Below are 26,116 nucleotides of genomic sequence, written 5' to 3'. Positions count from 1 at the left end.
TAAAATTGTCTGGCTGAAATAAATGCACATATTAAGTTGTTCAATGATATAGGCATTATTCTCAGACACTAGTTTTTGGAATGATGGAAAGGGAAGCTGCCAACAGAATAGTACGTTAGAAAAAACAATTTCGATAAGAAGATCGGTTTGGTAAAGATGTTGTTTAGCGAATTAGGCATTATTCTCAGCTACTTGTTTTTGGGGTGATAGACGACAGGGAAATAGCGAAAATTTTTACATAAAATTTAGTGAAACAACTTGAAACGAGAACGTATGTTCGATAAAATGGTAATATAACTAAGAGGCAGGTGAATTGGATGCAAGAGTTGCTAAGTTTCATGGCTCAATATGATAATGAGGAGAAATGCCGGCAATTTTTGTTTCAATTGCGCTGGCCGCACGGGTTTGTTTGTTCGTATTGCGGTAATGACAATTATTGTTTTATCCGTTCTCGCAATTTGTATCAGTGTATGATGTGCAGACATCAAGTTTCGTTAACTTCTGGAACGATGCTCCACAATACGAAGCTGCCTATTTCGTATTGGTTATTTGTATTTCATTGGTTTACCGCAGGAGAGAGCTGTTCGGCGAACAAGCTGTCCAGGCTGCTTCAGGTACATTATCGAACTGCTCTTCGTATGATTAATGTTGTGAGACGTACGATGAAGGTATGGTCCGGGGGAAGCATGATCACGATTGATGATCATAGATGGGGAATGGCGGACCGGGAGTTGAGGAGAACGGAATCAAATACGGCTGAGTGTGCAGTAGCATGCGGTTCGGTAATGGGGAAAGGAGCAGACGTTAGGGAAGCAGTTGAAAGCTCTGTTTCGGATAATGAGACGGAGGAAGGGGCATACCTGTCGAATGGAACCAATACATATACAGCAACTGCAGATGAAGGGCAGCCTAGACTGCTGATGGTATATCGTTCGAAGGTTGTTACAGAGGCGCTTCGATTGGCACAAAGCCGGGCAAGAGCGCAAATTTCGATGTTGTATCGGAACGTACGGAATTGGCGGCTATATTATGATGAGCATTTTTTTAGAATGGCTGCGTGGGGGAAGGCGGGTAAAGGGAAAGCGGTTTCGCTGCTGGATATTGCATCAGGATATAATTATGGTATGGATTGAACGGCTCTAGAATAGGCGTATTTTTACACCTTAGATCTTGCTTTGCTATGTGTACGCTGGTTATAATAAAGACTAATACATGGATTGCAATGACGGAGAAGAGTAAGCAGCGCCGAACGGACAGGGAGAAGACGCCGGAGATTGAGAGCGTCTTTGCGATGATGGTCTGCCGAAGTTCGCTCCCGAGCTGACTTGTGAACGCGTGCCGGCAAGGTCGTATGTAGCAAGTCCGGTGCCGGCCGTTATCCGGATAAAGAAGACGTAGGCTGTTTGTAACTCGGTAAGCTTGCGGCTTGAATTAGGGTGGTACCACGGTCCTTTCGTCCCTATTGGGAGAAAGGGCTTTTTTGCGTTTGCTTTGGCAAGCGTTTTGGAGGCTTAAGGCTTCGATAGCAGCATAGCTTTGCGATTAGCAAAGCTTTAAGACGATGGAGGGATAGAAGCATGAAGGAACGTTTGGAAGCGCTGCGGACGGAGGCACTGCAGGAGCTGCAGCAGGTTGTAGGACAACAACAGCTTAATGATTTGCGGGTTAAGTATTTGGGCAAGAAAGGCGCTTTGACAGAAATTTTGCGAGGAATGGGCGCACTGAGCGCAGAGGAACGTCCAATCATTGGTCAAGTAGGCAATGAGGTGCGCGCTGCGATTGAGTCGGTGATTGAAGAGAAGCAAGAAGCTTTCCGTAAGGAAGAGACGGCTGCACGTCTTCGCGAAGAGACGATCGACGTCACGCTGCCGGGCAGAACGCTTCCTACTGGAGCGGTTCATCCTCTGAATAAGGTAGTTCAAGAGATTGAGGATATTTTTGTCGGGCTTGGCTATTCGGTAGCAGAAGGTCCGGAGGTAGAGACGGATTTCTTTAACTTTGAGGCGCTCAACCTGCCGAAGAACCATCCTGCACGCGACATGCAGGACTCGTTCTACATTACGGACGATATTTTGATGCGTACGCAGACGTCGCCGGTGCAGGTTCGGACGATGAAGGCAATGAATGGCAAACTGCCTGTCAAAATTATTTGCCCAGGCAAAGTATACCGTCGTGATGACGACGACGCGACCCATTCGTTCCAGTTCAATCAAATTGAAGGCTTGGTCGTGGGTCCGAACATTCGGATGAGCGATTTGAAAGGAACGCTGCTGCAGTTCGTTCAGCAGATGTTTGGCCAGCAAGCACAGATCCGTCTTCGTCCAAGCTTCTTCCCATTTACTGAGCCGAGTGCGGAAGTCGATGTTACTTGCTCGCAATGTGGTGGTCATGGCTGCCGGATGTGCAAGCATACCGGTTGGTTGGAAATTTTAGGCTGTGGCATGGTTCACCCGCGCGTACTCGAAATGGGCGGATACGATCCGAATGAAGTAAGCGGATTTGCGTTCGGTATGGGCGTTGAGCGGATTGCATTATTGAAATACGGTATTGATGATATTCGCCATTTCTATACGAACGATCAGCGGTTCTTGAATCAATTTGCGCGCATGTGATGCACAGGCTGCGGGATAACGAGTGCAGCGAAATACGGGACAGAAGGGAACGTTAAAGAAATGAAAGTATCACGCCAATGGTTAAATGAATATATCGATGTGAACGATTTGACAGCTTCGCAAATCGCGGAGCGCATGACGAGCGGCGGCATTGAGATCGATGTTGTGGAATCGCTCAATAAAGGCGTATCTGGAGTCGTCGTCGGTTATGTCGTCTCGAAAGAAAAGCATCCAGACGCTGATAAGCTGAACGTGTGCCAAGTCGACGCCGGTACGGGTGAAACGCTGCAAATCGTATGTGGCGCTCGTAATGTCGATGCCGGCCAGAAGGTACCTGTAGCAATGGTGGGCGCAAAGCTGCCGGGCGGCATACACATTAAACGGGCAAAGCTGCGCGGTGTCGAATCGCAAGGTATGATCTGCTCGGCCAAAGAACTCGGGCTGCAGGAGAAGCTTCTTCCTAAAGAACAACAGGATGGTATTCTGGTGCTTCCTGCCGATACTCCGGTAGGTCAACCGATTGGGGTTACGCTTGGAATTGATGATGAAGTGCTGGAGCTTGATCTGACGCCGAACCGTTCGGACTGCCTGAGTATGCTCGGCGTAGCTTACGAGGTCGCCGCATTGACAGGGCGGGAGGTGAAGCTTCCAGATACGTCCATTATGCATTCTTCCGAGCAAGCCTCTTCTCATATTGCGGTTGCAATTGAAGCGAAGGAGCAATGCACGCATTATTCGGCTCGTTATATCCGAGGCGTTAAAATCGCTCCGTCGCCGCTCTGGATGCAGAACCGTCTGATGGCAGCTGGAGTTCGTCCTATTAATAACGTCGTTGATATTACGAACTATGTGATGCTCGAATACGGTCAACCGCTTCATGCTTTTGACGCATCTAAGCTGGAAGGCGGACGTATCATCGTTCGCCTGGCGAAGTCTGGAGAGACGCTGACGACGCTGGACGACCAAGAGCGCAAGCTTGAGCCGCATATGCTTGTGATCGCGGATCAAGTGAAGCCAGTTGCTCTAGCTGGCGTAATGGGTGGAGCTAACAGCGAGGTGACGACGGATACGACAGATATTGTGCTGGAGTCCGCACGTTTTGACGGCAGTACGGTACGTCGTACGTCACGTCAGCTCGGCCTTCGTTCGGAATCGAGCGCGCGTTTTGAGAAGGAAGTCGATCCGGGAAGGGTCATCGCTGCTTTGGATCGTGCTGCTTCGCTGCTCGAGAAATACGCAGATGGACATGTAATGGAAGGAATCGTTGAAGAGGTCATCTCGCGTCCAGAGCCGGCAGTCGTACAAGTGTCGATTACGAAGATCAACCAATACCTTGGTACAGCTTTGTCGAAGCTTGAGGTTGAGGCGATTTTTGTTCGGCTTGGATTCGAAGGCTCAGTAGATGATAACGGTGTATTCACCGTTACGGTACCAACGCGTCGCGGTGATATAACTCGGGATGTTGATTTAATTGAAGAGGTTGCGCGCCTATACGGTTATGATAACATTCCGACAACGCCGATTGAGGGCAGCACAACGCCTGGCGCTCTGACGAAGGCACAGGCGATTCGCCGCGAGCTTCGTAAGAAGCTGACAGATTCTGGTCTGAATGAAGTGATTAGCTATTCGTTCACAGGACCTGAGAGTGCTTTGCTGTTCCCGGCTCTGACGAATGAATCGCGTCCAATACGTCTTGCCATGCCAATGAGCGAGGAGCGCAGCGTATTGCGTACATCGCTGCTTCCACAGCTGCTGGATATGGCGTCGTATAACCGCAACCGCAATAATGATGATCTTGCGGTATTCGAGCTCGGCAGTGTATTCCATACGGATGAAGAAACGTTAACGAAGCTTCCGAACGAGAAGCATCGTTTTGGCTTGCTGCTAACAGGTAACTCTGTGCCAGCTGGATGGAATCAGAAGGCGCAAGCTTTTGATTTTTATCATGCTAAAGGCATCATTGAGGCGATCGTTCAAACGCTTGGCATTGCCCATCTTATTCGTTATGAAGCTGCGCAGCCGGAAGGGTTCCATCCAGGGAGAACAGCTGCTGTCAAGCTTAATACTGGAGAGGGCTGGATAACGATTGGCTATGTCGGTCAGCTTCACCCAGAGCTGCAGCAGCAGTCGGAATTGTCTGATACGTATGTAGCGGAGATAGAGCTTGCTCCACTGTATGAGTATGCGGATTTCGCTATTGTCTATAAATCGCTGCCGCGCTTCCCGGCAATTGGACGTGATATCGCAGTTGTGGTCGATGAAAGTGTGGAAGCTGGACGCCTGACCGAGACGGCTCGTGAGACGGCAGGAGAACTACTCGAGTCCATTAGGGTCTTCGACGTGTATGCGGGTGAGAAGCTTGGAGCGGGCAAGAAGAGCGTTGCGTTGTCGCTTGTCTACCGGCATCCAGTACGGACGCTCACAGACGAGGAAATTACGGAGCTGCACGGGGAAGTCGTTGTGAAAATCGAGCAAACTTTTGGCGCGGAATTGCGGAAGTAGGCAGGAAACAATCAAAGCCACATCGAAATAGTTCCGAAAGGAACAGCGATGTGGCTTTTTTTCGCCCTATTCAACTGAGTCGCTACCTGATAAGTCTTTCTACAAACGACCTTGGTCTGGTAGGAAGACGCTTCTTACACCTAGAATTGCGACTTTAATACAGCTGGGAGGATATTGCATTGATGGATGCCGATCGGACACGCGTAACGGTTGACATATACGGTCATCAGTACAAGCTGGCGGGTCGTTCCAGTATCGACTATATCAAACGGATCGCGGCACTGGTCGACGAAAATATGCATAAGCTCGCGAAGGGGTATCCGCGTCTTGATATGCCGAAGATCGCTGTATTAGCGGCGGTACATATGGCTGAAGACGTGATGAGACTTCAGCGGGAAAACGATAAGCTGCTTGCCGAAGAGGCGCGTAATGCGGCTCTGAGTGAGGAAATCGAGCAGCTTCGAGCACAAGCAGAGACTTTGCAAGGCTTGGTTGCGGAAGCTGAGCAGCGCTGCGCAAACGCGGAGAAAGCAATTATCAAGGCCAGAAGCGAATGGGAGCAGGAGCATCAGTCGCAGCTTGAGCTGGCGGCAGATGAAGCAGCTCGAAAGCTTGCGGAGGCGATGCTTGCAAGTGAATTGCAGCGGGAAGAGCAGGCGGAGGCTGCCAAGCAGGAGCTTGAAGCACTCAAGCTACAGTATGAGCAGACGATGACCGCCGAGCGTCAGCAGTTTACGAACCAGATAGAAGCGCAGAAAGCGGAGCTTATGAAACAACTGAGTGCAATCCAGGCAGAAAGTGAGCGCAAGCTGCAAGAACAGCGTACAGCAGCCGATCGCCTGCTAGCCGAGCAGCGTAACGCAGCAGAGAGAAGGCTGCAGGAGCAACGCTCTGAGCTAGAGCGCAGAATGAAAGCACTGGAAGAACAGTCGGAGCAAGAGAAGCAGCTGCTGAATACGACGATAACTGAAATGAAAACGGCTGAAGAACAGCGTGCTTTAGATTATCAAGCGCAGCAGGCAAAGCTGGAGCAGCAGCTGGCACAGCAGGAAGCAGCCGCAGCAGAACTGAAGCAACAGCTGACACAGCGGGATGCAGCGGCAGCGGAGCTGGAGCAGAAGCTGACGCAGCAGGAAGCGGAGGCAGAGGCAAAGCTGGAGGAGCTGCGCGCGGTAATGGCGGAGCAGCTATCGGAGCGCGAAGCGGAGTACGAGCGGAGGCTGATGGAGCAGGATGCTGCTGCTGCCGCTCTGCTCGAAGAACAGCTGGCTGCTGCAGAGGCGGAAAGCGCCGCCCGCGAAGAGGCTTTCCAGGCGAAGCTTGCAGCACGGGATGCGCAGCATGAGGCCGCGCTGAATGAGCGCGAAGCGGAGTATAAGCTGATGCTCGAGGAGCTTGAGCAAGCGAACGTGATGAAGCTCGCGGAGCAGCGCGCTTCTTTTGAAGAGCAGCTCGCGGAGCAGCTGGAGCGATTGAGCCATCAGCATCGAGAGTCGATGGAAGCAGCGGAGCGGGAGCGCCAAGCGCAGATTGAGACCATAGAGCTTCAATATATGGAGCAGCTAGATACGATGGAGAATCAGCATCGCGAGGCTGTCATCGTGCTGGAGGAACGTCACCGAGAGAGACTCGAAAGCGAGTACAAAGCTTCTATTCAAGCGGAGCTGGTGAAGCATCGCGAAGAGCGTGAGCAAGCGTTAGAACAAGTAAATAAGGAATGGAAGCAGCGTCTTGATGAGACGGAGGAGCAGCTGATTGTGCTTCTAGAGTCGGAGCAGTCGCTGCAAAGTGAACTGCAGCGATTAACCGAGCGCAGCGAGCAGCTTGCATCCGAACTGTTGTCTGAGCGCGACAAGCTGAAGGATGCTCAGAATGAAAGCGTCAAGCAGGCTGAATTGGCTTCCAAATATGAACGGGAGCTGAAGCAGCTTAATGAGCATTTTGCGCAGCATATTGAGCAAGCTGCGGCAGCCTCGAGGCTTCTGGCGATCCAGCAGGAGGAGCAAGCTCGATTGAACAACCGAATTGCGGATTTGGAACTGGAAGTGAAGTCGGCGCAGGATCGGTCGGAGAAGCTGGATAAGCTTACGCAGGAGCGTCAGTCGGAATTGGAACGTCTGCGAGAAGAGCGGGAGTTGGAATTAGAGCGGCTGCGCGAGGAACGTGAAGCGAGTCTGAGGGCAATGCGGGCGGAGCTGGAGCAGTACAAGCAGGCCGCAGCTGCAAGCGCGGACCAAGATGCGGAGAAGGAGCAGCTAAGAGAACAGCTGCATCTTCTTCAGCAAGAATATTCGAAGCTGCAAACGGAGTACAATGAGTGGATCGAGCTGATTGAATCGAGCTGACGAGTTGAATTGGCTTTGCATGAAAGAACGGCCGCCGGGTGATGGATGATACTCCATCGTCCCGTGCGGCCGTCTTTGTTCATTATTCGACGATAATTTTCGCTTTCATGCGGGTATGTCCGGAGCCGCAGGCGATGTTGCAGTGAATTTCATAAGTACCGGGCTTATCGAACGAAAGAATTTTTGATTCGTTGCTTCTGATACTGTAGCTTGTGTCGTTGATTTTAATACCGTGGAAGCCGGAAGTTGAGGTTACTGTAATTTTGACGGCTTCGCCTTGCTTTACTCGGTACTCTTCTTGGTCGAACTGATAGTTAGAGGCTTGGATGTTAAGCTCTGACACCGCTTCTTGAGGTTCGGATATGTTGGCATTCATCGCCGTCGAGCTTGATCCACATGCGCTGAACACTAGTAGAACCATAACTGTGAGTGCCCCTGTGAGCAGCAGCTTTGTCTTGTGCATTCTTGGAAACTCCCCTCAATATGCAAATATGCCAATGTTAAGGCTTGGCCCACCGTTTCCATTGTATACGATACGCGATTCGCTTCGCAGTTACAAATTCGTGAAGCTTTCTAGGACATGACGAATCCCCTTGCCGATCAGCAAGGGGATGCAGCCGTCCTTGGTATAACATGTTAACGCTGGCTGCCGCGCGATTCGTTCCGACCTGCTTCGAACGGCGTGCTGACCGGAATGAACAGGTCGATAATCCCGATGACGAGTGCTGCCAGTATGGCGCCAAGCCATGTTACGTTCACGCCGCCGACAATGAATTGAGCGACCCAGATGACGGCGGCGCTGGCGATAAAGCCGACGATACCGCGGCCGAAAGGAGTGACTTTCTTGCCGAAGATGCCTTCGATAATCCATCCGAGGGCCGCGATAACGACCGCCAGAAACAGAGCACTCCAGAATCCCCCTACGCTAAACTGGGGTACAATAAAACCAACAAGCATAAGCACAATTGCCGACACGATGAACCGAACGACATGGCCTAAAAAATGCATGATGGTATAACCTCCTTGAATGGGTTATCTCAGTGCCGGTGCTGGCCGGGCCTGAGGATGTTCACTAATATCGTATCCCATAGACCAATTTGCATGTATGGAAGGTTACGTCATGGCATCCAGTTCGCGCATCGGCTATAATGTACGTTGAGAGGAGCTGTTCTTCGCTTTGGATCATAAAATATTAAAAACATTAGATTATTATAAAATTATTAATAAATTGGCAGCACATGCTTCGACGCCGCTTGGTAAAGCGATTATTGATAAGCTTACTCCAAGCTCGGAGCTGGAGTCGGTTAAGCTTTCACTCCAAGGGACGGATGAGGCTTATAAGGCGGATCGGCTTAAAGGAACACCGCCATTTCGAGGAATCGCGGACTTATCTGCATCGCTGAAGCGCGCCCGCATCGGCGGCACGCTGAGCGCGGCTGAGTTGCTTGAGATTGCCGTGACGATTAAGGCGGGCCGGAGAGTGAAGAAGCATATGTTGCAGCTTCATGAAGCAGATCCGATTCCACTCTTGGCTGGCTTGGCTGAACCGTTATCCGAGCATAAGGAGACGGAGGACGCCATCTTTAGCTGTATCGATGAGAATGCAGAGGTGATCGATCAGGCAAGTCCGGAGCTGGCGAGCGTTCGCAGAGAGCTGCGCAGCGGTGAATCGCGCATCCGGGAGAAGCTTGACCAGATGATTCGTTCCAGCTCGGTTCAGAAGATGCTGCAGGATGCTATTATTACGATTCGCAATGATCGGTATGTTATTCCGGTGAAATCGGAATACCGCTCCCATTTTGGCGGGATTGTGCATGATCAGTCCAGCTCTGGAGCGACGATGTTTATCGAGCCGGAAGTTATTGTCTCGATGAATAACAAGCTGCGCGAGCTTCGTTCTGCCGAAGAACGGGAAATCGAGAAGGTGCTGCAGAAGCTGACCGCGCTTACGGCAGACATTAGCGAAGATTTGGCGTATGACGCGGAAGGTCTTGGCTTACTGGACTTTGCATTCGCGAAGGCAAGACTTGCTCACGAGATGAAGGCTTCGCTGCCGCGTATGAATGACCGCGGTTTTCTGAAGCTCAAGCGCGGTCGCCATCCGCTCCTCGCAGCTGAATCGGTTGTGCCGATCGATGTCGAGTTGGGCAATCAATTTTCGGCCATTATCGTGACAGGTCCGAATACGGGGGGGAAGACTGTATCTCTCAAGACGATCGGCCTGCTCAGCTTAATGGCGATGTCCGGACTGTTCATTCCAGCAGAGGACGGCAGTCAAATGTGTGTGTTCGATGCAATCTATGCCGATATTGGTGATGAACAGAGCATTGAGCAGAACTTGAGTACATTCTCCAGCCATCTGACGAATATTATCCGTATTCTGAAGTCGATGACGCCGAAAAGTCTTGTTCTGCTTGATGAACTGGGGGCAGGCACAGATCCGGCGGAAGGATCAGCGCTTGCGATTGCTATTCTGGAGCATATTCATAAGCTTGGGTCACGTATAGTTGCAACGACTCACTACAGCGAGCTTAAAGCTTATGCTTACAATCGCAAAGGAGTCATTAACGCCAGCATGGAATTCGACATTGCGACGCTTAGTCCGACTTATCGATTGTTAGTCGGTGTTCCCGGACGAAGCAACGCATTCGCTATTGCGGAGCGGCTCGGGTTGCCGCAGCAAATTATTGATCATGCGCGCGGTGAAGTGAGCGAAGAAGACATGCGCGTGGAGAATATGATCGCGTCGCTCGAAGAGGATCGGCTGAGCGCAGAGTCCGAGCGCAGCAGCGCGGAAGCGCTTCGCCGTCAATTGGAGGAGCAGCGCGCGAAGCACGAGGCGGAGATTGCACGATTCGAGGAGCAGCGCGATAAGCTGCTTCGCAAGGCACAGGATGAGGCGCGTGAAGCGGTTCGTAAAGCGAAAGCGGAGGCGGAGCAAATCATTGCGGACCTGCGTAAGCTTGCGATGGAAGAAGGTGCCTCAGTTAAGGAGCACAAGCTTATCGAGGCGCGCAGGCGGCTGGATGAAGCTTCACCGGAGCTTCATAAGCCGAAGGCTCCGGCGGGCCGCAAAGGCAAGCCGGTACGTATCACACCTGGCGATGAAGTGCGCGTATATAGTCTGAATCAGAAAGGAAGCGTCATTGAGCTATCCGGTAGCGAAGCACTCGTACAGCTGGGCATTATGCGCATGAAGGTAGCGCTGGACGACATAGAGCTGCTGTCATCAGGCGAGGCTAAAGTCAAGCAGCAGCAGCCGAAGCAAGCGGCAAGCTTGAAGCGCACACGTGATGAAGATGCGGCGATGGAGCTCGATCTGCGAGGTGCTTCACTGGATGAAGCGTTGATCGAGGTCGACCGTTTTCTCGATGAAGCTTTCTTGGCGGGCTTTGGACGCGTTCATCTCATCCATGGCAAAGGCACCGGGGTGCTTCGCACCGGAATTCAAGAGTTTCTGCGCAGACATAAGCATGTTAAAGCTTATCGGCTTGGACAGTATGGGGAAGGCGGTACCGGCGTAACGGTAGCTGAGCTCAACTGACAGGAGGATGCAGATGGAAAAGCAAATCGATCGAATGATTGACAACTCGTTTGTCGCATCGCTTGCTTATGTATCGGTCGCCGTGCTTGCTATGATCGTTTTTTTGTATATGTTTGAGCTTGTGACGAGATACAACTGCTGGGAGCAAATTAAGAAAGGCAATATAGCGGTTGCGATGGCGACGGGCGGGAAAATATTCGGCATTTGCAACATTTTCCGGTTTTCGATCAATGCGAATGGATCGATCTATGAAAGCATAGGATGGGCAAGCTTCGGCTTCGCCCTCCTGCTCTCCGCTTACTTTTTGTTTGAGTTTTTGACACCTGTATTTCGAATCGACGAAGAGATCGAGCAGGACAACCGCGCGGTCGGATTGATCGCTATGACGATATCCGTATCGCTCTCGTATGTAATCGGTGCTACGATTATTTGACGAACGGGAGAAGATAGAGGAATGAAGTATTTGTGGGGAACGTTATTTGCCTTCGCCATTCTGTTCATCGCGGTAGGCGTATATTATTTATCTGTTAACTAGAGGAGAGTACATATGAGCAAGCATGAACATGAAGACAAAGGGACAATTTGTCCTTGGTGCCATTCCGAAATCGTGTGGGATGAGGAAATCGGCCCTGAGGAATATTGTCCTCACTGCAGCAATGAACTGACGGGCTATCGCACGATTCAGATTGGCATTGACGACGAGAATGACGATACGGATGTTCATGTGCATTCACATTCGCATGATGAAGAGCATGACGAAGATAATTGGGCGGATGACTCGGAAGAGTGGACACAGTCGGCCAAAGCTGGGGACGGCTTCCGCCAAGCACGCCGTTCTAGCTTTGCTATTGAAGAACGGATTGAGCGTGTACTGGACGATCAGCTCGAAGTACCGGAATGCCCTTCTTGCCGAGGCTATATGCTAGAAGCGGGTATACATACGGTCACAAGTGGCAATTATTCTCCGTCTGTACCGGTTTCGGTTGGCAAGCCTCTCCTGCCAGTTCCATTCCAGACGGTGCTGTACGTATGTCCGGTCTGCTACGAAACGTCGACGAAGCTCTCGCTGCAAGCGCGCGAGCAGCTGAACAGCATTCTGGAACAGGCGGCTAACCATAAGCAATAAAAGGGAGAAGGAGCAGCTTCGGCATGCTCCTTCCCGTTTTGGGACACCTTAGAAAAGCATGTCTTGAAACGGGGAGGAATTATGAATGAATGCGGCAGCTGCCGGCGAACGTTCGCCAGGCCGTCTGGACGGTCAATCCCGCATGTTGGTTGCAGTTCACGGGCTGTATGCTGCAGCTAGTGCGTTGTCAGGCACGTTCATCCCGGTCTACCTATGGAAGGCAAAGGAATCATTCGCAAGCATCGGTTGGTTCTGTCTTAGCCAGTATGTCGTGAGCGGATTGTTATTTTGGCTGGCTGGCAAATGGGTGAAGGAGCATAACAAAATGATTACGCTCCGGCTCGGAATCGTGCTGGCGGGCTGCTTCTATTTCACGGTGCTGATGGTTGGTCCGTCGGCCTACCGTTATGTTGTGCCGATCGGCATTCTGGACGGCATCGCGCTAGGCTTGTTCTGGCTGTCCTACAATATCGTATATTTTGAAGTGACGGAGCCTGACAACCGTGACCGCTATAACGGAATTGTCGGACTGTTGGGCTCAGCATCAGGTATCGTTGCGCCATGGCTGTCCGGCTTTATTATTACGTCGTTCAAGAACGAAGTCGGCTACCGGATCATCTTTACGGCATCGCTTGTCGTACTGGCAGTTGCGGTTGCTTGTTCTTTCGGATTGCGTAATCGTGAAACGGGCGGTCGTTATGACTGGATGCATACGGTTAAGCAGCTGCGTATGCGCGGCAATCCGTGGCGCCGATTCGCTTTCGCGATTTCGATGCAGGGCATTCGGGATGGCGTGTTTATGTTTCTCGTTGGACTGACGGTGTATATGGCGACGAGGAATGAGTCCAAGCTGGGCAACTATGCGTTGATCACTTCTGCCGTCGCGCTTTTCAGCTTCTGGTTCATCGGCCGAACGATGCGAGCTACCCGGCGCAGCGGTGCGATGCTGGCAGGAGTGCTGCTCCTGTCGGCAGTTATAATCCCATTGTTCTGGGGCATTAATTACACAATGCTGATCGTGTTCGGAATCGGGACGTCACTGTTTATTCCGCTCTACATGATTCCGATGACATCGACCGTGTTCGATTTTATTGGGAAGACGGAGCAGTCGGTGCGGCAGCGTGAAGAGTTCATCGTACTGCGGGAGCTTGCGCTAACGCTGGGACGGGCGATTGGGATGACGGCCTATTTGATTGTCCTGTCGCAGACGAGGACGCCAAGTGCTATAACATGGCTGTTATTTATTGTAGGAAGCATGCCGATTCTCGGCTGGTTCGCTACGCGACATTTATTGAATTCGACTGCCGGGGGACAAGAATCTTCCGGCAAACGCAAGAGAGGAGAGAGCGGATATGCCACGAATCGTACAATCGATCACCGAGCTTATCGGGCACACACCGGCTGTTCGATTAAGCCGATTAACGACGGATCAGGACGCCGAGGTGCTGGTCAAGCTTGAAAAATTTAACCCGAGCGGCAGCGTGAAAGACCGTGCAGCCTATGCGCTGATTAACGATGCGCAGCGTAAAGGATTAATCGCCCCCGGCGGCACAATTATTGAGCCAACCAGCGGCAATACGGGTATTGGGCTTGCAATGAACGCAGCCGCTCAAGGCTACCGGCTTATTCTCGTTATGCCCGATAATATGACGGTAGAGAGAGTCCAGATGCTTCGCGCTTACGGCGCGGAGGTTGTGTTGACGCCGGCGACCGAGAGGATGCCTGGCGCCATTCGAAAGGCGAAGGAGCTGCAGCAGCAAATTCCGGGAAGCTATATCCCGAATCAATTCGATAATGCGGCGAACCCGGATGCTCATCGCACGACAACAGCTCGAGAAATTATCGAGCAGACTGAAGGAAGACTCGACGCATTTGTTGCGACGGCCGGCACGGGCGGTACTGTAACGGGAACCGGAGAAGCGCTGAAGGAGCAGCTGCCGAGCTTGCACATTGCGGTCGTTGAGCCCAAGGGCTCGCCGGTTCTTTCGGGCGGTTCACCCGGACCGCATAAGCTCGTCGGGACAAGTCCCGGCTTCATTCCGGCTATTCTGAATACATCCGTCTATGACGAAATTATTCAAGTTACCGACGAGGATGCACTGGACACGATGCGCAGACTCGCCCGACTTGAGGGCATACTTGTTGGCCCTTCCTCTGGTGCGTCGGTATGGTCTGCGCTTCAGATTGCCAGAAGGCTTGGGCCAGGCAAGCGCGTTTTGTGCATCGCGCCGGATACTGGCGAACGATACTTGAGCATGGATATTTTTTAAGCTTCAGATTGTCTACCAGTTCTCTTCGAGCTCGTTCATCACGATGTCGCGGCGGTTAATGATGTAGCGGCGCATGACTGACGGCTCGGAGGCGAACACGGAGTAGGGGTGCTTGCGCGTATAATCGCCCCGTATCGCTTCAGCAATCCCTTCGTGCATACTCTCAATTACCGGCGTAAGCGCATCCAGCGTGAATGCGGTATCCATAATTTCCAGCAAAATCTGTTTATAACGTTCGCGATATTTACGGAAACGGAATATCTTCTCGGTCAGTTTATTATAGCCTTTGACATCTACGAGATCGGCATCGCATAGTTTGCCGTAGCAGTTTCTCCCCCATGTGCCTTCATAGTCCCAAGGCAGGATCCGGTACTTTCCGTTGTTGGCCCGCTCATATAACGCATAATTTTGCTCGAAGCCATCGTAGTTGCCCGTCAGCACTGCCCCCGCCAGCCACTTCAAATAGAAGGTTGTATCTAGTCGAGTGGAGAGCAGCTTTTCTAAGCTGCTGCCTTCAAGCTCGTTGATTTTGCGGATAAACAGGGTTAGCCGTGGCTTTACCGCTTTATCGCCTAGCTGTACCTGATAGCCCTTGAACAGCGATTCCTTCTCATCATAAGTGTAAGGATCAATTAAGCTGAAGTTCGCATTATCGTTAATGGCATAGATGAGCGATTTCCACCCGAGCCCCCTCGCCTTAAAAAAGTTCCGGTCAACCGCTTCAATCTCCAAATATACACCTTGAGGCTCTCCATTCCATTGCAATTCGATATGGTTCGTTCTTGGCGCATAGACGCCGAACTGATTAAAGAAATGGAAGGAAAGCGCGTTGCGCATCAGGGAAGGATCGTCGTATTCCGCATTCCAATGCAACGTTCGCATACCGGTGCCGCTGCTGCGCTTGAAGCGGATTTCGTACGATTTCTTCGAATATTCGAGCGTATGTCCTCCACGGTGGCGCAGCTCTGCGTTTATTGTCTTTCCATCGATCGTAGCTTTGACTTTAACGAAGCTTTGACTTCGTGGATTTTTCTGCAGCTTCTGCAACTCGGATTGTTCAATTGTAATGGAACGCTGCAGCACGGCATTTGACGGCATGTCGGCACCTCCGGACACAAGATAAAGCCTATCGGTATCGATAGGCTTTTGTGCTATTTACACTATGCGTCAGGTGCCTGTCATGCTACTGTAAAAAGTTGAATCGCTTCTGCTGGAGATCGCATTCTATCATCTACTAGTGGAAAGGTCCGTCCAACTCTTCAAAAATAGTTCATAATCTAGTACCGCAAGTATACGAGATACATATAGATATATTACAAATCGTCACTAAGGATAGTTGAACCGAAGACGGCAATGGAGGGATGCGAACACGAATAGTGATGAGGGATGGCGAGATCTTAAAGGCAAGGAATTGTAGTCTGTTGCTCTGATTCTGCTTTATGAAAGATCTATTAATCACTAATTTGGAGGGAATTATATTATGTTGTACTGGTATTTAGATCAATATAAAAAGCAACACCAGCAACATCATCAGCCTCATCATCAGCATCGTTCCTCTCAATCACCGGCAGACCGCAACTACCTGGACAATCTGCAAGGCAAGAAAGTCAAAATCAACCGTGGAGGCCCAAACTCGATTGTAGGTAAGCTCGTTTCCGTCGAAAGTGACTATTTGGTCGTATGGACGACGGAAGGCACGACTTATGTCAAAACGAACCACATTAAATCGATCACGGACCTTGATCACAGCAGCAGCGGCGGACATCATACTGGTGGACATCATACAAGTGGACATCATACTGGCGGACATCATCACAGAAAGCCAAGATTCATCAAAGCAGACAATTTCAAAGGCGTCCTGCGTGCTCTGAACCAAAAATTCGTGCAAGTAAACTGGGGAGGACCAGAGAAGGTAGAGGGCTTCCTCGCAGAAGTTGGCGAAAACCACATTCTGGTCGTGTCCGATCACAAAAAGGTTGACATCCTGATCGCCCACATTCAATCGGTTAAGATCGAAGCAAGAAAATCAAGCAGCGGCAGAACAGGCGGCACGGGCGACGGCCGATCCAGCGGAACAGGCGGCAAATCAGGCGGCAGAACAAGCGACGCACAAGGACGCGTACGCAAAGAACCAGCTCTAAAAGGCACGGCCCTCAAACGCCGCACGAGTCGTTAATTCGACCGTGTAGTGCAGCACAAAAGCCGGGCCGGACGGGTAACCGATCCGACTCGGCTTTTTGTACTAAAACTCTTGTAGACGAAAAGACGATCGAGAGAGAAAGGAGGGGCCGAATCTAATGAAACATACTCATCCGCTAATGAATCGTTATGTTGATCTTGATATTTCGGGTAAAGCAATACCGCTGCGAGGCAAGCTGATCGATATGGGACAGGACATTCTCGTCATTCATAACGGGCAGCAATTCGTATACGTACCGATTATCCACCTGCAGCAAATGCGGGAGGTAAGTAAACAGGAAAGCATATTAATCGAAGTACCGGAAATACCGATCGAGCAGCCGAATGATCCGATCTCTTACCGTAAAATGCTAATGAATGCAAAGGGCATGTTCTCTGAGTTGTACATTACGGGCAATCAGTCTATACACGGTTATTTGACCAGCGTAATGAACGATTATTTTGTATTCTATTCACCGGTGTATCATTCCGTCGTCATTTCGCTTACCCATTTGAAATATTTAATTCCGTACAATCCGAATGTGACGCCTTATACGCTGACACCGGAGCAGTTTCCGTTAAAGCCTTCTCCATTGACGCTTGCCCGTACGTTCGATCAGCAGCTGCGCAAGCTAATTGGACAATTTGTCATCCTCGACCTTGGCGAGAATCCGAACAAGATCGGTGTGTTAAAAAGTGTGGAGCAGAACATGGTGGAGCTGGCTAATGCAGGCGGCACGCCGGTCTTTCTCCATCTCGATCATGTGAAGACGGTACATTTGCCGTAATTTCCTTAGTTGGGGATGAAGCATTGAACATAAGAATGGACATAGGGAGCTTTTCGATGATAGTGGTCATGGAAAGCTCCTTTTGCCATGCATATCCCGCTTGGCCTTCGGACATAATACGGTAGGTGTTCAAAATGGTAATAGGAGGATTGGTTATGCCGCATCCGATAACCGCCAAAGAGCTGGAGTATATCGCCGATTCGATGTCGAACGAGGACCTATTGTTGAAACAGAACGCCGTCCTCGCATCGTCGAGCTCGAATCAGGCGCTGAGCCAAATCGCTCAGCAGTTTATTACGACGCACCAGCAGCATTATCAAACCTTGCTGCAGACGTTACACCAAAGCGCTGGCATTGCGCCTACGCAGCCGCAGGGCTGATGGATTAAGGATAGGGAGGGAATAGGAAATGCAGCAGCATCAATCGATACTGCCAGATGAAGATCTGGCCAGCGCGATATTGTCCGATCTGAAGAGGGTCGTTCGGGAATATGCAACAGCCGCTACTGAGTCGACCTGTCCGCATATTCGGAAGCTGTTTACCGACTTGACGAACAGCACATTAGCGATGCAAGGCCAGCTGTTTACCGTGATGCAGCAGCAGCAAATGTACAATACGGCATCTCCGGCGCTGCGCCAAGAAATTGACAAGCAGGGTAAGCAATACGATCAAACGCTGCAAAAAACGAATCAATTCGTTCAGCAGAAGCTGAGCGGCATATTGAAGCAGCAGCCGGTGTACTACACGAGCCAGCCGCAAATTCATCAGCCGCAGCAGATCCATCAGACGCCAACCTATTACAGCTAATGAGCGTACAGCAGACTTCGCTATTGTCCTGCTCTTCAGGCGGCGGAGCTGCTGTTTTTTGTTTTGCAGTCAGCACCGATTCATTGTAGAATTAATTTTATCCTTTACTTGTGAAACGTTATGGGATTGTTCCACTACATTACGTATAGAAGGAAGGCGTGAAGGGAGCTGTGACGATGAGTGATTTGAAGGCGAAAATATTGGAGCTGCTCAAGGAAGACGCAAGGCGGGACGCCGAATTAATCGCGACAATGCTCGACGTTCCAGTCGACGTAGTCAAGCAGGAAATTGCCGAGATGGAGAACGATCATCTGATCGTAAAATATGCAGCAGTTGTCAACTGGAGCAAGGTGCATGACGAGACCGTAACGGCGCTGATCGAGGTTCAAATTACGCCGGAGCGCGGACGTGGATTCGAAGGAATCGCCGAGCGTATCTATTTGTATCCGGAAGTGAAATCGGTCTATCTGATGTCGGGTGCTTATGATCTGCTTGTTGAGGTCGAAGGGAAGACTCTGAAGGAAGTCGCGTCGTTTGTTTCGAATAAGCTGTCGCCAATTGATCTGGTGCTTTCCACGAAAACGTTCTTTATTCTTAAGAAATATAAACAAGACGGCATTATCTTCGATGAAACTGTTGGTGACCAACGCTTGATGATTTCGCCATAAAGGGTGAGAGGGCATGATTATGGATGAACAACAAACGGTGCCGGTGAAACGGCGCACGACCGCTGCTGATTATTTGGCGCCTAACGCAAGAGCGCTTAAGCCTTCGGGCATTCGGCGTTTTTTTGATTTGGTCAGCGGTCGCAAAGATATTGTGACGCTCGGCGTCGGCGAGCCGGACTTTGTGACGCCATGGCATGTGCGTGATGCTTGCGTTGCATCGCTTGAGAACGGCAAGACGCAGTATACGTCGAATGCCGGTATGCCGGAACTGCGTGAGGAAATTGCGTTATATCTAGATAATCGGTTCCATGTCCGCTACAATCCGGCGGACGAAGTGCTCGTTACGATCGGCGGCAGCGAGGCGATTGACTTGGCGCTGCGCGCGCTTATTGCGCCGGGCGATGAAATTTTGATCCCTGAGCCGTGCTATATCTCCTATTCGCCGATTACGTCGCTCAGCGGAGGAGTAGCTGTTGGCATTGAGACGTTCGCGGAGGAGGCGTTCAAGCTCCGTGCGGAGCAGTTGAAGGCGGCGATTACACCGAAGTCGAAGGTGCTGATTTTGTGTTATCCGAGCAACCCTACCGGTGGCGTTATGACCTATGAGGACTGGCTGCCGATTGCGAAGGTTGTTGAAGAGAACGATCTGATTGTTATCTCCGACGAAATTTACGCTGAGCTGTCCTACGGACAGAAGCATGTAAGCTTTGCGTCGATGCCTGGAATGAAGGACCGGACAATTCTCGTCAGCGGCTTCTCTAAAGCGTTCGCGATGACGGGCTGGCGAATGGGCTATGCGTGCGGGCATCCGGAATTGATCTCGGCGATGCTTCGTATTCACCAATACACGGTTATGTGCGCACCGATCATGGGTCAGGTTGCTGCGCTTGAAGCGCTTAGGAACGGAATGGCGGAGATGGAACGGATGATCGAATCGTACAATCAGCGCCGCCGTCTCGTCGTGAAGGGCTTCCGCGAAATCGGACTGGAATGTCACGAGCCTCAGGGCGCGTTCTACGCTTTCCCATCCATCAAATCGACGGGGCTTTCGTCGGAGCAATTCGCGGAGCGACTGCTTGAGGAAGGGAAGGTTGCGGCCGTGCCGGGCAACGTGTTCGGACTTGGCGGAGAGGGACATTTGCGTTGTTCCTATGCAACAAGCGTATCCCAGTTGAATGAAGCTATTGAGCGGATCGGGAACTTTGTCAAGAAAGTTAAAGATGAGCGAAGTTAATTTACAAAGTTTCCTAGAAAAATATTATAAAAAGAATATATTCATTTATGAACTATTTTGATATAATTTAGCAGTAGAATCGCCTGTTATGGGCTTTCGTTCCAATGTGATACAAGGTCATACGACCCAGCTAAAGGAGGGAAGGCATTGAAGATTGCGGAGCCTAGTATGACTCAGACCGAACAATGGAAGATAAAGAATAGACGCAAGATGCCCTCATCCATCCGGCTGCTGGAGGAAGAGATCATGTTGCTTCGTGTAGCGATGGAGCGAATGTATGATTTGGAGGAGTCGTTTCAATCGGATCGAGTTATCGATCTAAGCCAACGGCTTGATGTGAAGATTAATGAGTACATGCATTACTACCGGTATTCGCTTCAATAATGATTGCAGCTAAAGCCCCTTTCGGGGCTTATTTTTTTGGATAGACAGCGGTTTATGATATAGTAGGAATAGTGTCTGTTATATTGCATTTATCGTAGAAATAAGATAATTGTTGGAGGGGTTTTGGTTTGTTGACGTTACATTTGCGCAGAACGAAAATAGGTCTTATGCTCGTTACGCTGTTGCTGTCAGCTGCACTGCTGACCGGCTGTGGAGGCGGCAAGGATGTATCGATGTTCATTTTTCCGAAGGATGGAATGCCTGAAGATGTCACGGGTCAAATAGAAGAGCAGCTCAAGGTGAAGATGGGAGACAAGTCGGTCGAAGTGCTCGGTAGTCCGCTTTATAATGAACAGAAGATGATTGTCGAATTCGTAGCCGGCGAGCGCAGCGTTCTAGCGATTCCGAAAGATTTTTTCCAGTCCATGATTGATCAGGGAGGCGTAGTGCCGCTCGATGATTTATTCAAGCCTGAAGATTATCCGGAGGGCTATGTTATGGGGACAGTATTCAATGAGGAGACGAAGGAGGAGACGAAGGAGAAGCATTTGTTCGGTATTCCGGTTAAGCAAGCAGCGTTGTTTCAAGCGGCCGGCTTCACGCCTGAAGAGCTTTATTTAGTCATCCCGACAACTTCACCGAATGAGGAGCTGTCCAAGCAAGCGATGAAGGGGCTGGTTAACCCGTGAGGTTGTACACGAAGACAGGAGATGGAGGTACGACGTCGCTTAAGGGCGGACGCGTATCGAAGGACGATTCGCGCGTTGAAGCGTACGGAACGATCGACGAGCTGAACAGTTATGTAGGGATTGCAGCAGCACAGGCAGCAGCACTGCCGCAGGTCCAAGCACTTGCAGACGAGCTAATAGAAATTCAACAGGAGCTGTTCGATTGCGGCTCTGATCTTGCTTTCTCGGCTCCCGCCGAGCCACACTACAAAGTGACATCCGATATGATTGTGCGGCTGGAGAGCTGGATTGATGCGCATAGCGATGCGGCTCCAGCGATAAAGCGGTTTATTCTGCCCGGTGGTAGTCCCCTGTCGGCTTCACTTCATGTATGCCGTACGGTATGCCGTAGAGCAGAGAGGTGCATTGTAACGATGGGCTCGGAGCATCCGGTGCCGTCGGATGTGTTGAAATATGTCAACCGGCTGTCTGACTACTTCTTCGCGGCGGCGCGCGCCGCAAATGCAGCACTGGGCGTGCCAGATACGGAATATGTGCGCAGTGCCAACGTGTTTACACCGCGTAAGGATACATGAGCGAGCACAACTATTACCGTCCTCTGTCCGTTACGGTGACGGAACGTGAGGATGGCATGCAGGTGCGGACGGTGCTTGAACGTCGGCTTGGCGTATCGCGCAAGCTGTTGTCTAAGCTGAAGCTAACAGAGCTTGGACTTACCGTCAACGATAAGCGGGTCTACACGTCCGACGTCGTGCGTACCGGCGACGTCGTGACGATTCGGATGGAGAAGGAATCCTCTGACGATATATTAGCTGAGCCGATACCGATTGAGGTTGTGTTCGAGGATGAAGACTTGCTGGTTGTGAATAAGCCTCCAGGCATGATTGTACATCCGACACATGGTCATTATACGGGGACGCTGGCGAACGGCGTCGTCCATTATTGGCGTGAGCGGGGAGAGAAAGTGCGGTTCCGGCCGATTCATCGTCTTGATGAATACACATCTGGGTTAGTTGTGATCGCTAAGACGCCTTATGTCCATCAGCAGCTGTCGGAGCAGCTGCAGGCAGATGAGGTAGACAAGCATTATTTGGCTTTTGTTCATAACAGGCCGATTCCGGCCTCTGGTACGGTGGACGGTCCGATCGATCGTGATCCAAAGCGCCCGCATTTGCGTATCGTGACGCCGGAAGGTTATCCGTCTGTTACTCATTACGAGACGGTTGCTGTATATAGAGAGGGCACGGTCTCATGTGTTCGGTTGAAGCTGGAGACGGGCCGAACGCATCAGATTCGCGTTCATATGAAGTCAATCGGATGTCCGCTTATCGGTGATGATATGTATGGGCTAGACACAGGTCCGATGCAGGAGGACTTATTGATGGAAGGCAGGCAGGCGCTGCATGCCGAATCGATCGCCTTTACGCATCCGATAACGCGGGAGCGGGTGCAGTGGACGGCGGCATTGCCAGAGGATTTACGGCGGCTGGAGCAATATTTGCAGGAAGGATAGATGAGTATGAGTGCGAAGGGTAAATTGACCATTTATTTATATTCCAAGTGCGGCACATGCCGATCGGCTATCAAGTCATTGCAAGCTAAAGGGTGGGAGCTGGAACAGCATGATTTGTTCCAGCAAGGAGCGCCTTCGATCGAGGAGCTGCGGTCGCTCGTCGAGCGCAGCGGATTAGAGCTGAAGAAGTTTTTTAACACCTCTGGAGATTTGTATAAGGAGCTCGGATTAAAGGATAAGCTGCCAGCGATGACGGATGAAGAGCGTCTAGCGCTTCTCGCGTCGAATGGCCGGCTCGTCAAGCGTCCAATCGTTACGGATGGTACGAAAGTGACCGTTGGCTTTAAGGAAGATTTATTCGAGCAAGAGTGGGGAGCGTAGTGATGACAGCACTGAAAAGCTGGCGGTCGGACAAGCTGGGTCATTTAGGTTCATCTATATTTGCGGAGGTGGCTCAGTGGAAGGCAGAGGCAGCTGATGCCGGGCTGGATGTTATTGACCTGGGCATTGGCAGCCCCGATCAACCGCCGACAGAATCGGTTCGCCGGGCACTTGCCGAAGCGGCGTTGAAGCCGGATCGTTATGCGTACCCGTCGTCTCAAGGCAGCATAGCTTTCCGGAAGAAAGCAGCCGATTGGATTCGCTGGCGGTTCGGTGAAGCTGCGGCGATCGATCCGGAGACGGAAATTGTGACATTGATGGGATCACAAGACGGACTGTCGCATCTGGCAATGGCGGTATGTAATCCAGGCGATACGGCGGTCGTGCCGAATCCGGGCTATCCGATCTACTCTGCAGCACTGGCGCTTGCGGAAGTCGAAGCAGAGCTGCTGCCGCTGCGAGCTGAGAATGGATTTTTGCCCGATTTGGATGCGGTACCGGAGCAAGTGTGGCGGAAGGCGAAATTCGTCCTGCTCGGTTATCCGGCTAACCCTGTCACAGCGGTTGCGAATGAGACGTTCTTCAAACGAATGATTACGCTCGCCAAGCAGTACGGCTTCTTGTTCGTGCACGATTTGGCTTATTCGGAGATGGGCTTCGGCGGCGAGAGGCCAATGAGCGTGCTCCAGTTCGAAGGGGCGAAGGAAGTAGCGGTCGAGTTCCATTCGCTTTCGAAAAGCTTCAATATGGCTGGCTGTCGAATTGGTTTTCTCGTCGGTAATGCTGAAGCGGTTGGAGCGCTGCGAGAGTTGAAGGCGAATATCGATTACGGTGTGTTCGGCGCCGTGCAGGAAGCGGGTATCGTTGCGCTGGAGGAAGGAATGTCCGGGGCCATGGAGCCGGTAGGCAAGCTGTATGAAAGGCGCAGAAATTTGTTTATAGAGGCGCTTGCGGCCGAAGGCTGGAAGGTAGAGAAGCCGAAGGCGACGATGTTCGTCTGGGCGCCGCTGCCGGATATGCAGTGGTCGCCACCCGATGGAGGCCAGTGGGATTCGCGTCGTATTGCCCGGGAAATGCTGCTTCGCGCAGGCGTTGCTGTCATCCCTGGTGATGCGTTCGGCAGTGAGGGTGAAGGATATGTGCGCATCGCTTTAGTTGAGGATGATGAGCGGCTTCTTGAAGCTGCGCGGCGTATTGGACGGTTTATTCGCGGTGAATAGCAGAATGACGTAGGGGAGTTATGATATATGGACAACACGAGAGCTAACGTTAATACGGCTGTTATTCCTGTTTCTAAGCTGGAAGAGGATTTCTATGATTGGTGGGAACGGCACGAGCAGGTGCTGCAGCAGCAGGAACGGATCAATCCCGAGATCGTCATGATCGGCGATTCGATTACACATTTCTGGGGAGGCGAGCCGCGTACGAAAGATCTGGTCGGATCTCCTGAATCGTGGAACTCTGTATTCTCTCCTTATCGTGTACTAAACATGGGTTTTGGCTGGGATCGGACTCAGAACGTGCTGTGGCGGCTTGATCATGGTGAATTGAAAGGACTGTCTCCTCGGACGGTAGTCATCCTGATCGGAACGAACAATACGAGCGAGACGGAGAACGCCCGAGCGAACACCGCTGAAGAGATCGCAGAAGGACTGAAGGCGATTTGCGACCGGGTCGAATCGTTAGTGCCGCAGGCGAAGATAATCATTATGGCAGTGTTCCCGCGTGAGCAGCATCCGGATCATCCTCGCCGGGCGCTGATCGCTAATATCAATACGCTGTACAAGCAGTTTGCCGCTGAGCGAAGCTACACGTTCGTTGACATCGGTCCACAGCTGCTCGAGCCAGATGGTACGCTGTCTGAGCTTACAGCTCCTGATTTCTGCCATTTGACCGAACGAGGGTACCGCCATTGGGCCGATGCGCTTCGTCCGTTGTTGTAAACCCGCACATGCAAAGATTAGCTTGAATAGAGTTTTTTCATAGAGCCTGCACAATGTGCAGGCTCTATACGTCATAGGGTGATTTGAGAGCTCAAACCTCCCCAATAATTTCAATAGAGTCGCGCTTGTGAACATGATAGAATGTCGATAGAGAACGAAAACTAGGCTGAATAGAGGCGAATTAACGTTGCAAACGACGAAAAAAGTGCTGCTCGTTGACGGTATGGCCGTTCTGTTCCGTGCTTTCTACGCGACGTCTTACAGTGGTTATATCCGCAAGACGAGTGCAGGACTGCCGACGAATGCGGTGTACGGATTTATTCAATATTTCTTTGATGCTATCGATACGTTTCAACCGACGCATGTCGTCTGCTGCTGGGATATGGGAAGCACGACATTCCGGACAGAGCAGTATCCAGATTATAAGGGCAATCGTGGTGAGCCTCCGGTTGAGCTTATTCCGCAGTTCGATTTAGTGAAAGAGGTCGTCGCGGAGATGGGCATTCCGAACGTCGGATTGAGCGGCTTCGAGGCGGATGACTGCATCGGCACTTTGGCGACGAGAATGAGTGCTGAGCCGGATGTGGAAGTGTTCATTCTAACCGGTGACCACGATATGCTTCAGCTAGTTAGAGAGAACGTTAAGGTCGTTATTATGAAGAAAGGTAAGCTGAACTACGCCGTATATGATCTTGCCCTTCTGAGGGAGGAAAAGCAGCTTACGCCCGCGCAGGTTATCGATATGAAAGGCTTTATGGGCGACACAAGCGACAACTATCCAGGCGTTAAAGGCATCGGCGAGAAGTCGGCGCTGAAGCTGCTGCTGGAATACGAATCGGTCGAAGGTGTGCTGGAGAATCTGGATAACCTTCCCAAGGGCATCCGGAACAAAATCGAATCGAATCTCGAAATGCTCCATTTGTCCCGAAACCTCGCGACGATCCGAATTGACGTGCCGGTCGATTGCGAACTAGGCGAATGTGAATGGAGACTGCAGGTAGAGACAGCGACGCGCAAATTCGAAGAGCTCGAATTCGGCTCGCTTGTAAAGCTGCTGCAAGTCTAAATAGAGAGAACAATACAGCCGTACTCTTCCCTTCGTGGAGGAGTGCGGCTGTATTGTTTGGGTTGG

The 26,116-nt window shown here is 51.2% G+C and carries 26 protein-coding genes and 1 pseudogene; 24 read left to right on the top strand and 3 right to left on the bottom strand.

The features are described from left to right. Positions 1-317: 317 nt before the first annotated feature. The 5 genes and pseudogenes from PXY01_RS23310 to zapA form a co-directional block, all read left to right on the top strand. A pseudogene (locus PXY01_RS23310) lies at positions 318-476 on the top strand (transposase family protein); the annotation flags it as partial. Between the two features lie 186 nt (positions 477-662). Further along, on the top strand, positions 663-1,133 hold the full coding sequence (locus PXY01_RS22830; protein ID WP_246027916.1) for a hypothetical protein: 471 nt from the start codon (positions 663-665) through the stop codon (positions 1,131-1,133). A gap of 444 nt (positions 1,134-1,577) precedes the next feature. Beyond that, the gene (gene pheS / locus PXY01_RS13230) at positions 1,578-2,612 is read left to right on the top strand and encodes a phenylalanine--tRNA ligase subunit alpha (RefSeq protein ID WP_127570482.1); all 1,035 of its coding nucleotides are present in this window, start codon (positions 1,578-1,580) and stop codon (positions 2,610-2,612) included. A gap of 60 nt (positions 2,613-2,672) precedes the next feature. Next, the gene (pheT, locus tag PXY01_RS13225; protein WP_127570481.1) at positions 2,673-5,114 is read left to right on the top strand and encodes a phenylalanine--tRNA ligase subunit beta; all 2,442 of its coding nucleotides are present in this window, start codon (positions 2,673-2,675) and stop codon (positions 5,112-5,114) included. Positions 5,115-5,296: 182 nt separating this feature from the next. Beyond that, positions 5,297-7,459, top strand: coding sequence for a cell division protein ZapA (gene zapA, locus PXY01_RS13220; RefSeq protein WP_127570480.1), 2,163 nt, complete (start codon positions 5,297-5,299; stop codon positions 7,457-7,459). 82 nt (positions 7,460-7,541) lie between these two features. On the opposite strand, the gene PXY01_RS13215 is transcribed toward zapA, so the two are convergent. After that, positions 7,542-7,922 (bottom strand): cupredoxin domain-containing protein, encoded by a 381-nt coding sequence (locus PXY01_RS13215; protein WP_127570479.1) that lies wholly within the window; start codon positions 7,920-7,922, stop codon positions 7,542-7,544. 173 nt (positions 7,923-8,095) lie between these two features. Then, a complete protein-coding gene (locus tag PXY01_RS13210; RefSeq protein WP_127570478.1) occupies positions 8,096-8,467 on the bottom strand; it encodes a phage holin family protein in 372 nt (123 codons plus the stop codon). 169 nt (positions 8,468-8,636) lie between these two features. On the opposite strand from PXY01_RS13210, the gene PXY01_RS13205 reads away from it, so the two are divergent. The 5 genes from PXY01_RS13205 (at position 8,637) to cysK (ending at position 14,399) form a co-directional block, all read left to right on the top strand. Beyond that, positions 8,637-11,003 carry an endonuclease MutS2 gene (locus PXY01_RS13205; protein WP_127570477.1) on the top strand — a complete coding sequence of 789 codons (2,367 nt, stop codon included), beginning with the start codon at positions 8,637-8,639 and terminating at the stop codon, positions 11,001-11,003. Between the two features lie 13 nt (positions 11,004-11,016). Next, positions 11,017-11,436 (top strand): DUF350 domain-containing protein, encoded by a 420-nt coding sequence (locus tag PXY01_RS13200; protein ID WP_127570476.1) that lies wholly within the window; start codon positions 11,017-11,019, stop codon positions 11,434-11,436. Between the two features lie 114 nt (positions 11,437-11,550). Then, positions 11,551-12,129 carry a hypothetical protein gene (locus PXY01_RS13195; protein WP_127570475.1) on the top strand — a complete coding sequence of 193 codons (579 nt, stop codon included), beginning with the start codon at positions 11,551-11,553 and terminating at the stop codon, positions 12,127-12,129. Positions 12,130-12,214: 85 nt separating this feature from the next. Next, the gene (locus tag PXY01_RS13190) at positions 12,215-13,588 is read left to right on the top strand and encodes an MFS transporter (RefSeq protein ID WP_127570474.1); all 1,374 of its coding nucleotides are present in this window, start codon (positions 12,215-12,217) and stop codon (positions 13,586-13,588) included. After that, the gene (gene cysK, locus PXY01_RS13185) at positions 13,482-14,399 is read left to right on the top strand and encodes a cysteine synthase A (protein ID WP_127570473.1); all 918 of its coding nucleotides are present in this window, start codon (positions 13,482-13,484) and stop codon (positions 14,397-14,399) included. Before PXY01_RS13190 ends, cysK begins: the two co-directional genes overlap by 107 nt. Positions 14,400-14,411: 12 nt before the next feature. On the opposite strand, the gene PXY01_RS13180 is transcribed toward cysK, so the two are convergent. Next, a complete protein-coding gene (locus PXY01_RS13180; protein ID WP_127570472.1) occupies positions 14,412-15,497 on the bottom strand; it encodes a CotH kinase family protein in 1,086 nt (361 codons plus the stop codon). A gap of 382 nt (positions 15,498-15,879) precedes the next feature. Between PXY01_RS13180 and PXY01_RS13175 the strand changes: the two genes are divergently transcribed. From PXY01_RS13175 to PXY01_RS13110, 14 genes are all read left to right on the top strand, one after another. Further along, on the top strand, positions 15,880-16,575 hold the full coding sequence (locus PXY01_RS13175; protein WP_127570471.1) for a hypothetical protein: 696 nt from the start codon (positions 15,880-15,882) through the stop codon (positions 16,573-16,575). Between the two features lie 121 nt (positions 16,576-16,696). Further along, the gene (locus tag PXY01_RS13170; protein ID WP_127570470.1) at positions 16,697-17,365 is read left to right on the top strand and encodes a YwrJ family protein; all 669 of its coding nucleotides are present in this window, start codon (positions 16,697-16,699) and stop codon (positions 17,363-17,365) included. Positions 17,366-17,520: 155 nt separating this feature from the next. Then, positions 17,521-17,745 (top strand): hypothetical protein, encoded by a 225-nt coding sequence (locus PXY01_RS13165; protein WP_127570469.1) that lies wholly within the window; start codon positions 17,521-17,523, stop codon positions 17,743-17,745. A gap of 28 nt (positions 17,746-17,773) precedes the next feature. Continuing rightward, complete coding sequence (locus PXY01_RS13160) at positions 17,774-18,172, top strand: spore coat protein (protein ID WP_127570468.1); 399 nt, start codon at positions 17,774-17,776, stop codon at positions 18,170-18,172. A gap of 176 nt (positions 18,173-18,348) precedes the next feature. Further along, positions 18,349-18,840, top strand: coding sequence for an Lrp/AsnC family transcriptional regulator (locus tag PXY01_RS13155; protein WP_127570467.1), 492 nt, complete (start codon positions 18,349-18,351; stop codon positions 18,838-18,840). 13 nt (positions 18,841-18,853) lie between these two features. Next, positions 18,854-20,074 carry an aminotransferase class I/II-fold pyridoxal phosphate-dependent enzyme gene (locus PXY01_RS13150; RefSeq protein ID WP_127570466.1) on the top strand — a complete coding sequence of 407 codons (1,221 nt, stop codon included), beginning with the start codon at positions 18,854-18,856 and terminating at the stop codon, positions 20,072-20,074. Positions 20,075-20,221: 147 nt separating this feature from the next. Beyond that, positions 20,222-20,458 carry an aspartyl-phosphate phosphatase Spo0E family protein gene (locus PXY01_RS13145; RefSeq protein ID WP_246027915.1) on the top strand — a complete coding sequence of 79 codons (237 nt, stop codon included), beginning with the start codon at positions 20,222-20,224 and terminating at the stop codon, positions 20,456-20,458. A 128-nt stretch (positions 20,459-20,586) separates the two neighbouring features. After that, positions 20,587-21,147: a hypothetical protein gene (locus PXY01_RS13140; RefSeq protein WP_127570465.1), complete on the top strand. Its 561-nt coding sequence runs from the start codon at positions 20,587-20,589 to the stop codon at positions 21,145-21,147. Beyond that, on the top strand, positions 21,144-21,722 hold the full coding sequence (locus PXY01_RS13135) for a cob(I)yrinic acid a,c-diamide adenosyltransferase (RefSeq protein WP_127570464.1): 579 nt from the start codon (positions 21,144-21,146) through the stop codon (positions 21,720-21,722). The genes PXY01_RS13140 and PXY01_RS13135 overlap by 4 nt, the downstream gene beginning before the upstream one ends. After that, complete coding sequence (locus tag PXY01_RS13130; protein WP_127570463.1) at positions 21,719-22,660, top strand: RluA family pseudouridine synthase; 942 nt, start codon at positions 21,719-21,721, stop codon at positions 22,658-22,660. The genes PXY01_RS13135 and PXY01_RS13130 overlap by 4 nt, the downstream gene beginning before the upstream one ends. Before the next feature lie 6 nt (positions 22,661-22,666). After that, the gene (locus PXY01_RS13125; protein ID WP_127570462.1) at positions 22,667-23,041 is read left to right on the top strand and encodes an arsenate reductase family protein; all 375 of its coding nucleotides are present in this window, start codon (positions 22,667-22,669) and stop codon (positions 23,039-23,041) included. Positions 23,042-23,043: 2 nt separating this feature from the next. Beyond that, on the top strand, positions 23,044-24,261 hold the full coding sequence (locus PXY01_RS13120; protein WP_174721825.1) for an aminotransferase class I/II-fold pyridoxal phosphate-dependent enzyme: 1,218 nt from the start codon (positions 23,044-23,046) through the stop codon (positions 24,259-24,261). A 27-nt stretch (positions 24,262-24,288) separates the two neighbouring features. After that, complete coding sequence (locus tag PXY01_RS13115; protein ID WP_127570461.1) at positions 24,289-24,984, top strand: GDSL-type esterase/lipase family protein; 696 nt, start codon at positions 24,289-24,291, stop codon at positions 24,982-24,984. Positions 24,985-25,171: 187 nt separating this feature from the next. Then, on the top strand, positions 25,172-26,050 hold the full coding sequence (locus PXY01_RS13110; protein ID WP_127570460.1) for a 5'-3' exonuclease: 879 nt from the start codon (positions 25,172-25,174) through the stop codon (positions 26,048-26,050). The last annotated feature ends 66 nt before the right edge of the window (positions 26,051-26,116 follow it).

The sequence above is a fragment of the Paenibacillus xylaniclasticus genome, assembly GCF_004001065.1.
GTDB classification, from domain to species: Bacteria; Bacillota; Bacilli; order Paenibacillales; family Paenibacillaceae; genus Paenibacillus_T; species Paenibacillus_T xylaniclasticus.
Note: the sequence above shows the minus strand (reverse complement) of the source record. Positions and strands in the feature narration are given on the sequence as shown.

Coding starts and splice junctions, on each gene's coding strand:
- PXY01_RS13215 (WP_127570479.1), bottom strand. CDS start 7,922: ATGCACAAGACAAAGCTGCTGCTCACAGGGGCACTCACAGTTATGGTT.
- PXY01_RS13160 (WP_127570468.1), top strand. CDS start 17,774: ATGCAGCAGCATCAATCGATACTGCCAGATGAAGATCTGGCCAGCGCG.
- PXY01_RS13150 (WP_127570466.1), top strand. CDS start 18,854: ATGATTATGGATGAACAACAAACGGTGCCGGTGAAACGGCGCACGACC.
- PXY01_RS13115 (WP_127570461.1), top strand. CDS start 24,289: ATGGACAACACGAGAGCTAACGTTAATACGGCTGTTATTCCTGTTTCT.
- PXY01_RS13155 (WP_127570467.1), top strand. CDS start 18,349: ATGAGTGATTTGAAGGCGAAAATATTGGAGCTGCTCAAGGAAGACGCA.
- pheT (WP_127570481.1), top strand. CDS start 2,673: ATGAAAGTATCACGCCAATGGTTAAATGAATATATCGATGTGAACGAT.
- PXY01_RS13200 (WP_127570476.1), top strand. CDS start 11,017: ATGGAAAAGCAAATCGATCGAATGATTGACAACTCGTTTGTCGCATCG.
- pheS (WP_127570482.1), top strand. CDS start 1,578: ATGAAGGAACGTTTGGAAGCGCTGCGGACGGAGGCACTGCAGGAGCTG.
- PXY01_RS13120 (WP_174721825.1), top strand. CDS start 23,044: ATGACAGCACTGAAAAGCTGGCGGTCGGACAAGCTGGGTCATTTAGGT.
- PXY01_RS13175 (WP_127570471.1), top strand. CDS start 15,880: ATGTTGTACTGGTATTTAGATCAATATAAAAAGCAACACCAGCAACAT.
- PXY01_RS13210 (WP_127570478.1), bottom strand. CDS start 8,467: ATGCATTTTTTAGGCCATGTCGTTCGGTTCATCGTGTCGGCAATTGTG.
- cysK (WP_127570473.1), top strand. CDS start 13,482: ATGCCACGAATCGTACAATCGATCACCGAGCTTATCGGGCACACACCG.
- PXY01_RS22830 (WP_246027916.1), top strand. CDS start 663: ATGAAGGTATGGTCCGGGGGAAGCATGATCACGATTGATGATCATAGA.
- PXY01_RS13125 (WP_127570462.1), top strand. CDS start 22,667: ATGAGTGCGAAGGGTAAATTGACCATTTATTTATATTCCAAGTGCGGC.
- zapA (WP_127570480.1), top strand. CDS start 5,297: ATGGATGCCGATCGGACACGCGTAACGGTTGACATATACGGTCATCAG.
- PXY01_RS13180 (WP_127570472.1), bottom strand. CDS start 15,497: ATGCCGTCAAATGCCGTGCTGCAGCGTTCCATTACAATTGAACAATCC.
- PXY01_RS13195 (WP_127570475.1), top strand. CDS start 11,551: ATGAGCAAGCATGAACATGAAGACAAAGGGACAATTTGTCCTTGGTGC.
- PXY01_RS13165 (WP_127570469.1), top strand. CDS start 17,521: ATGCCGCATCCGATAACCGCCAAAGAGCTGGAGTATATCGCCGATTCG.
- PXY01_RS13130 (WP_127570463.1), top strand. CDS start 21,719: ATGAGCGAGCACAACTATTACCGTCCTCTGTCCGTTACGGTGACGGAA.
- PXY01_RS13170 (WP_127570470.1), top strand. CDS start 16,697: ATGAAACATACTCATCCGCTAATGAATCGTTATGTTGATCTTGATATT.
- PXY01_RS13190 (WP_127570474.1), top strand. CDS start 12,215: ATGAATGCGGCAGCTGCCGGCGAACGTTCGCCAGGCCGTCTGGACGGT.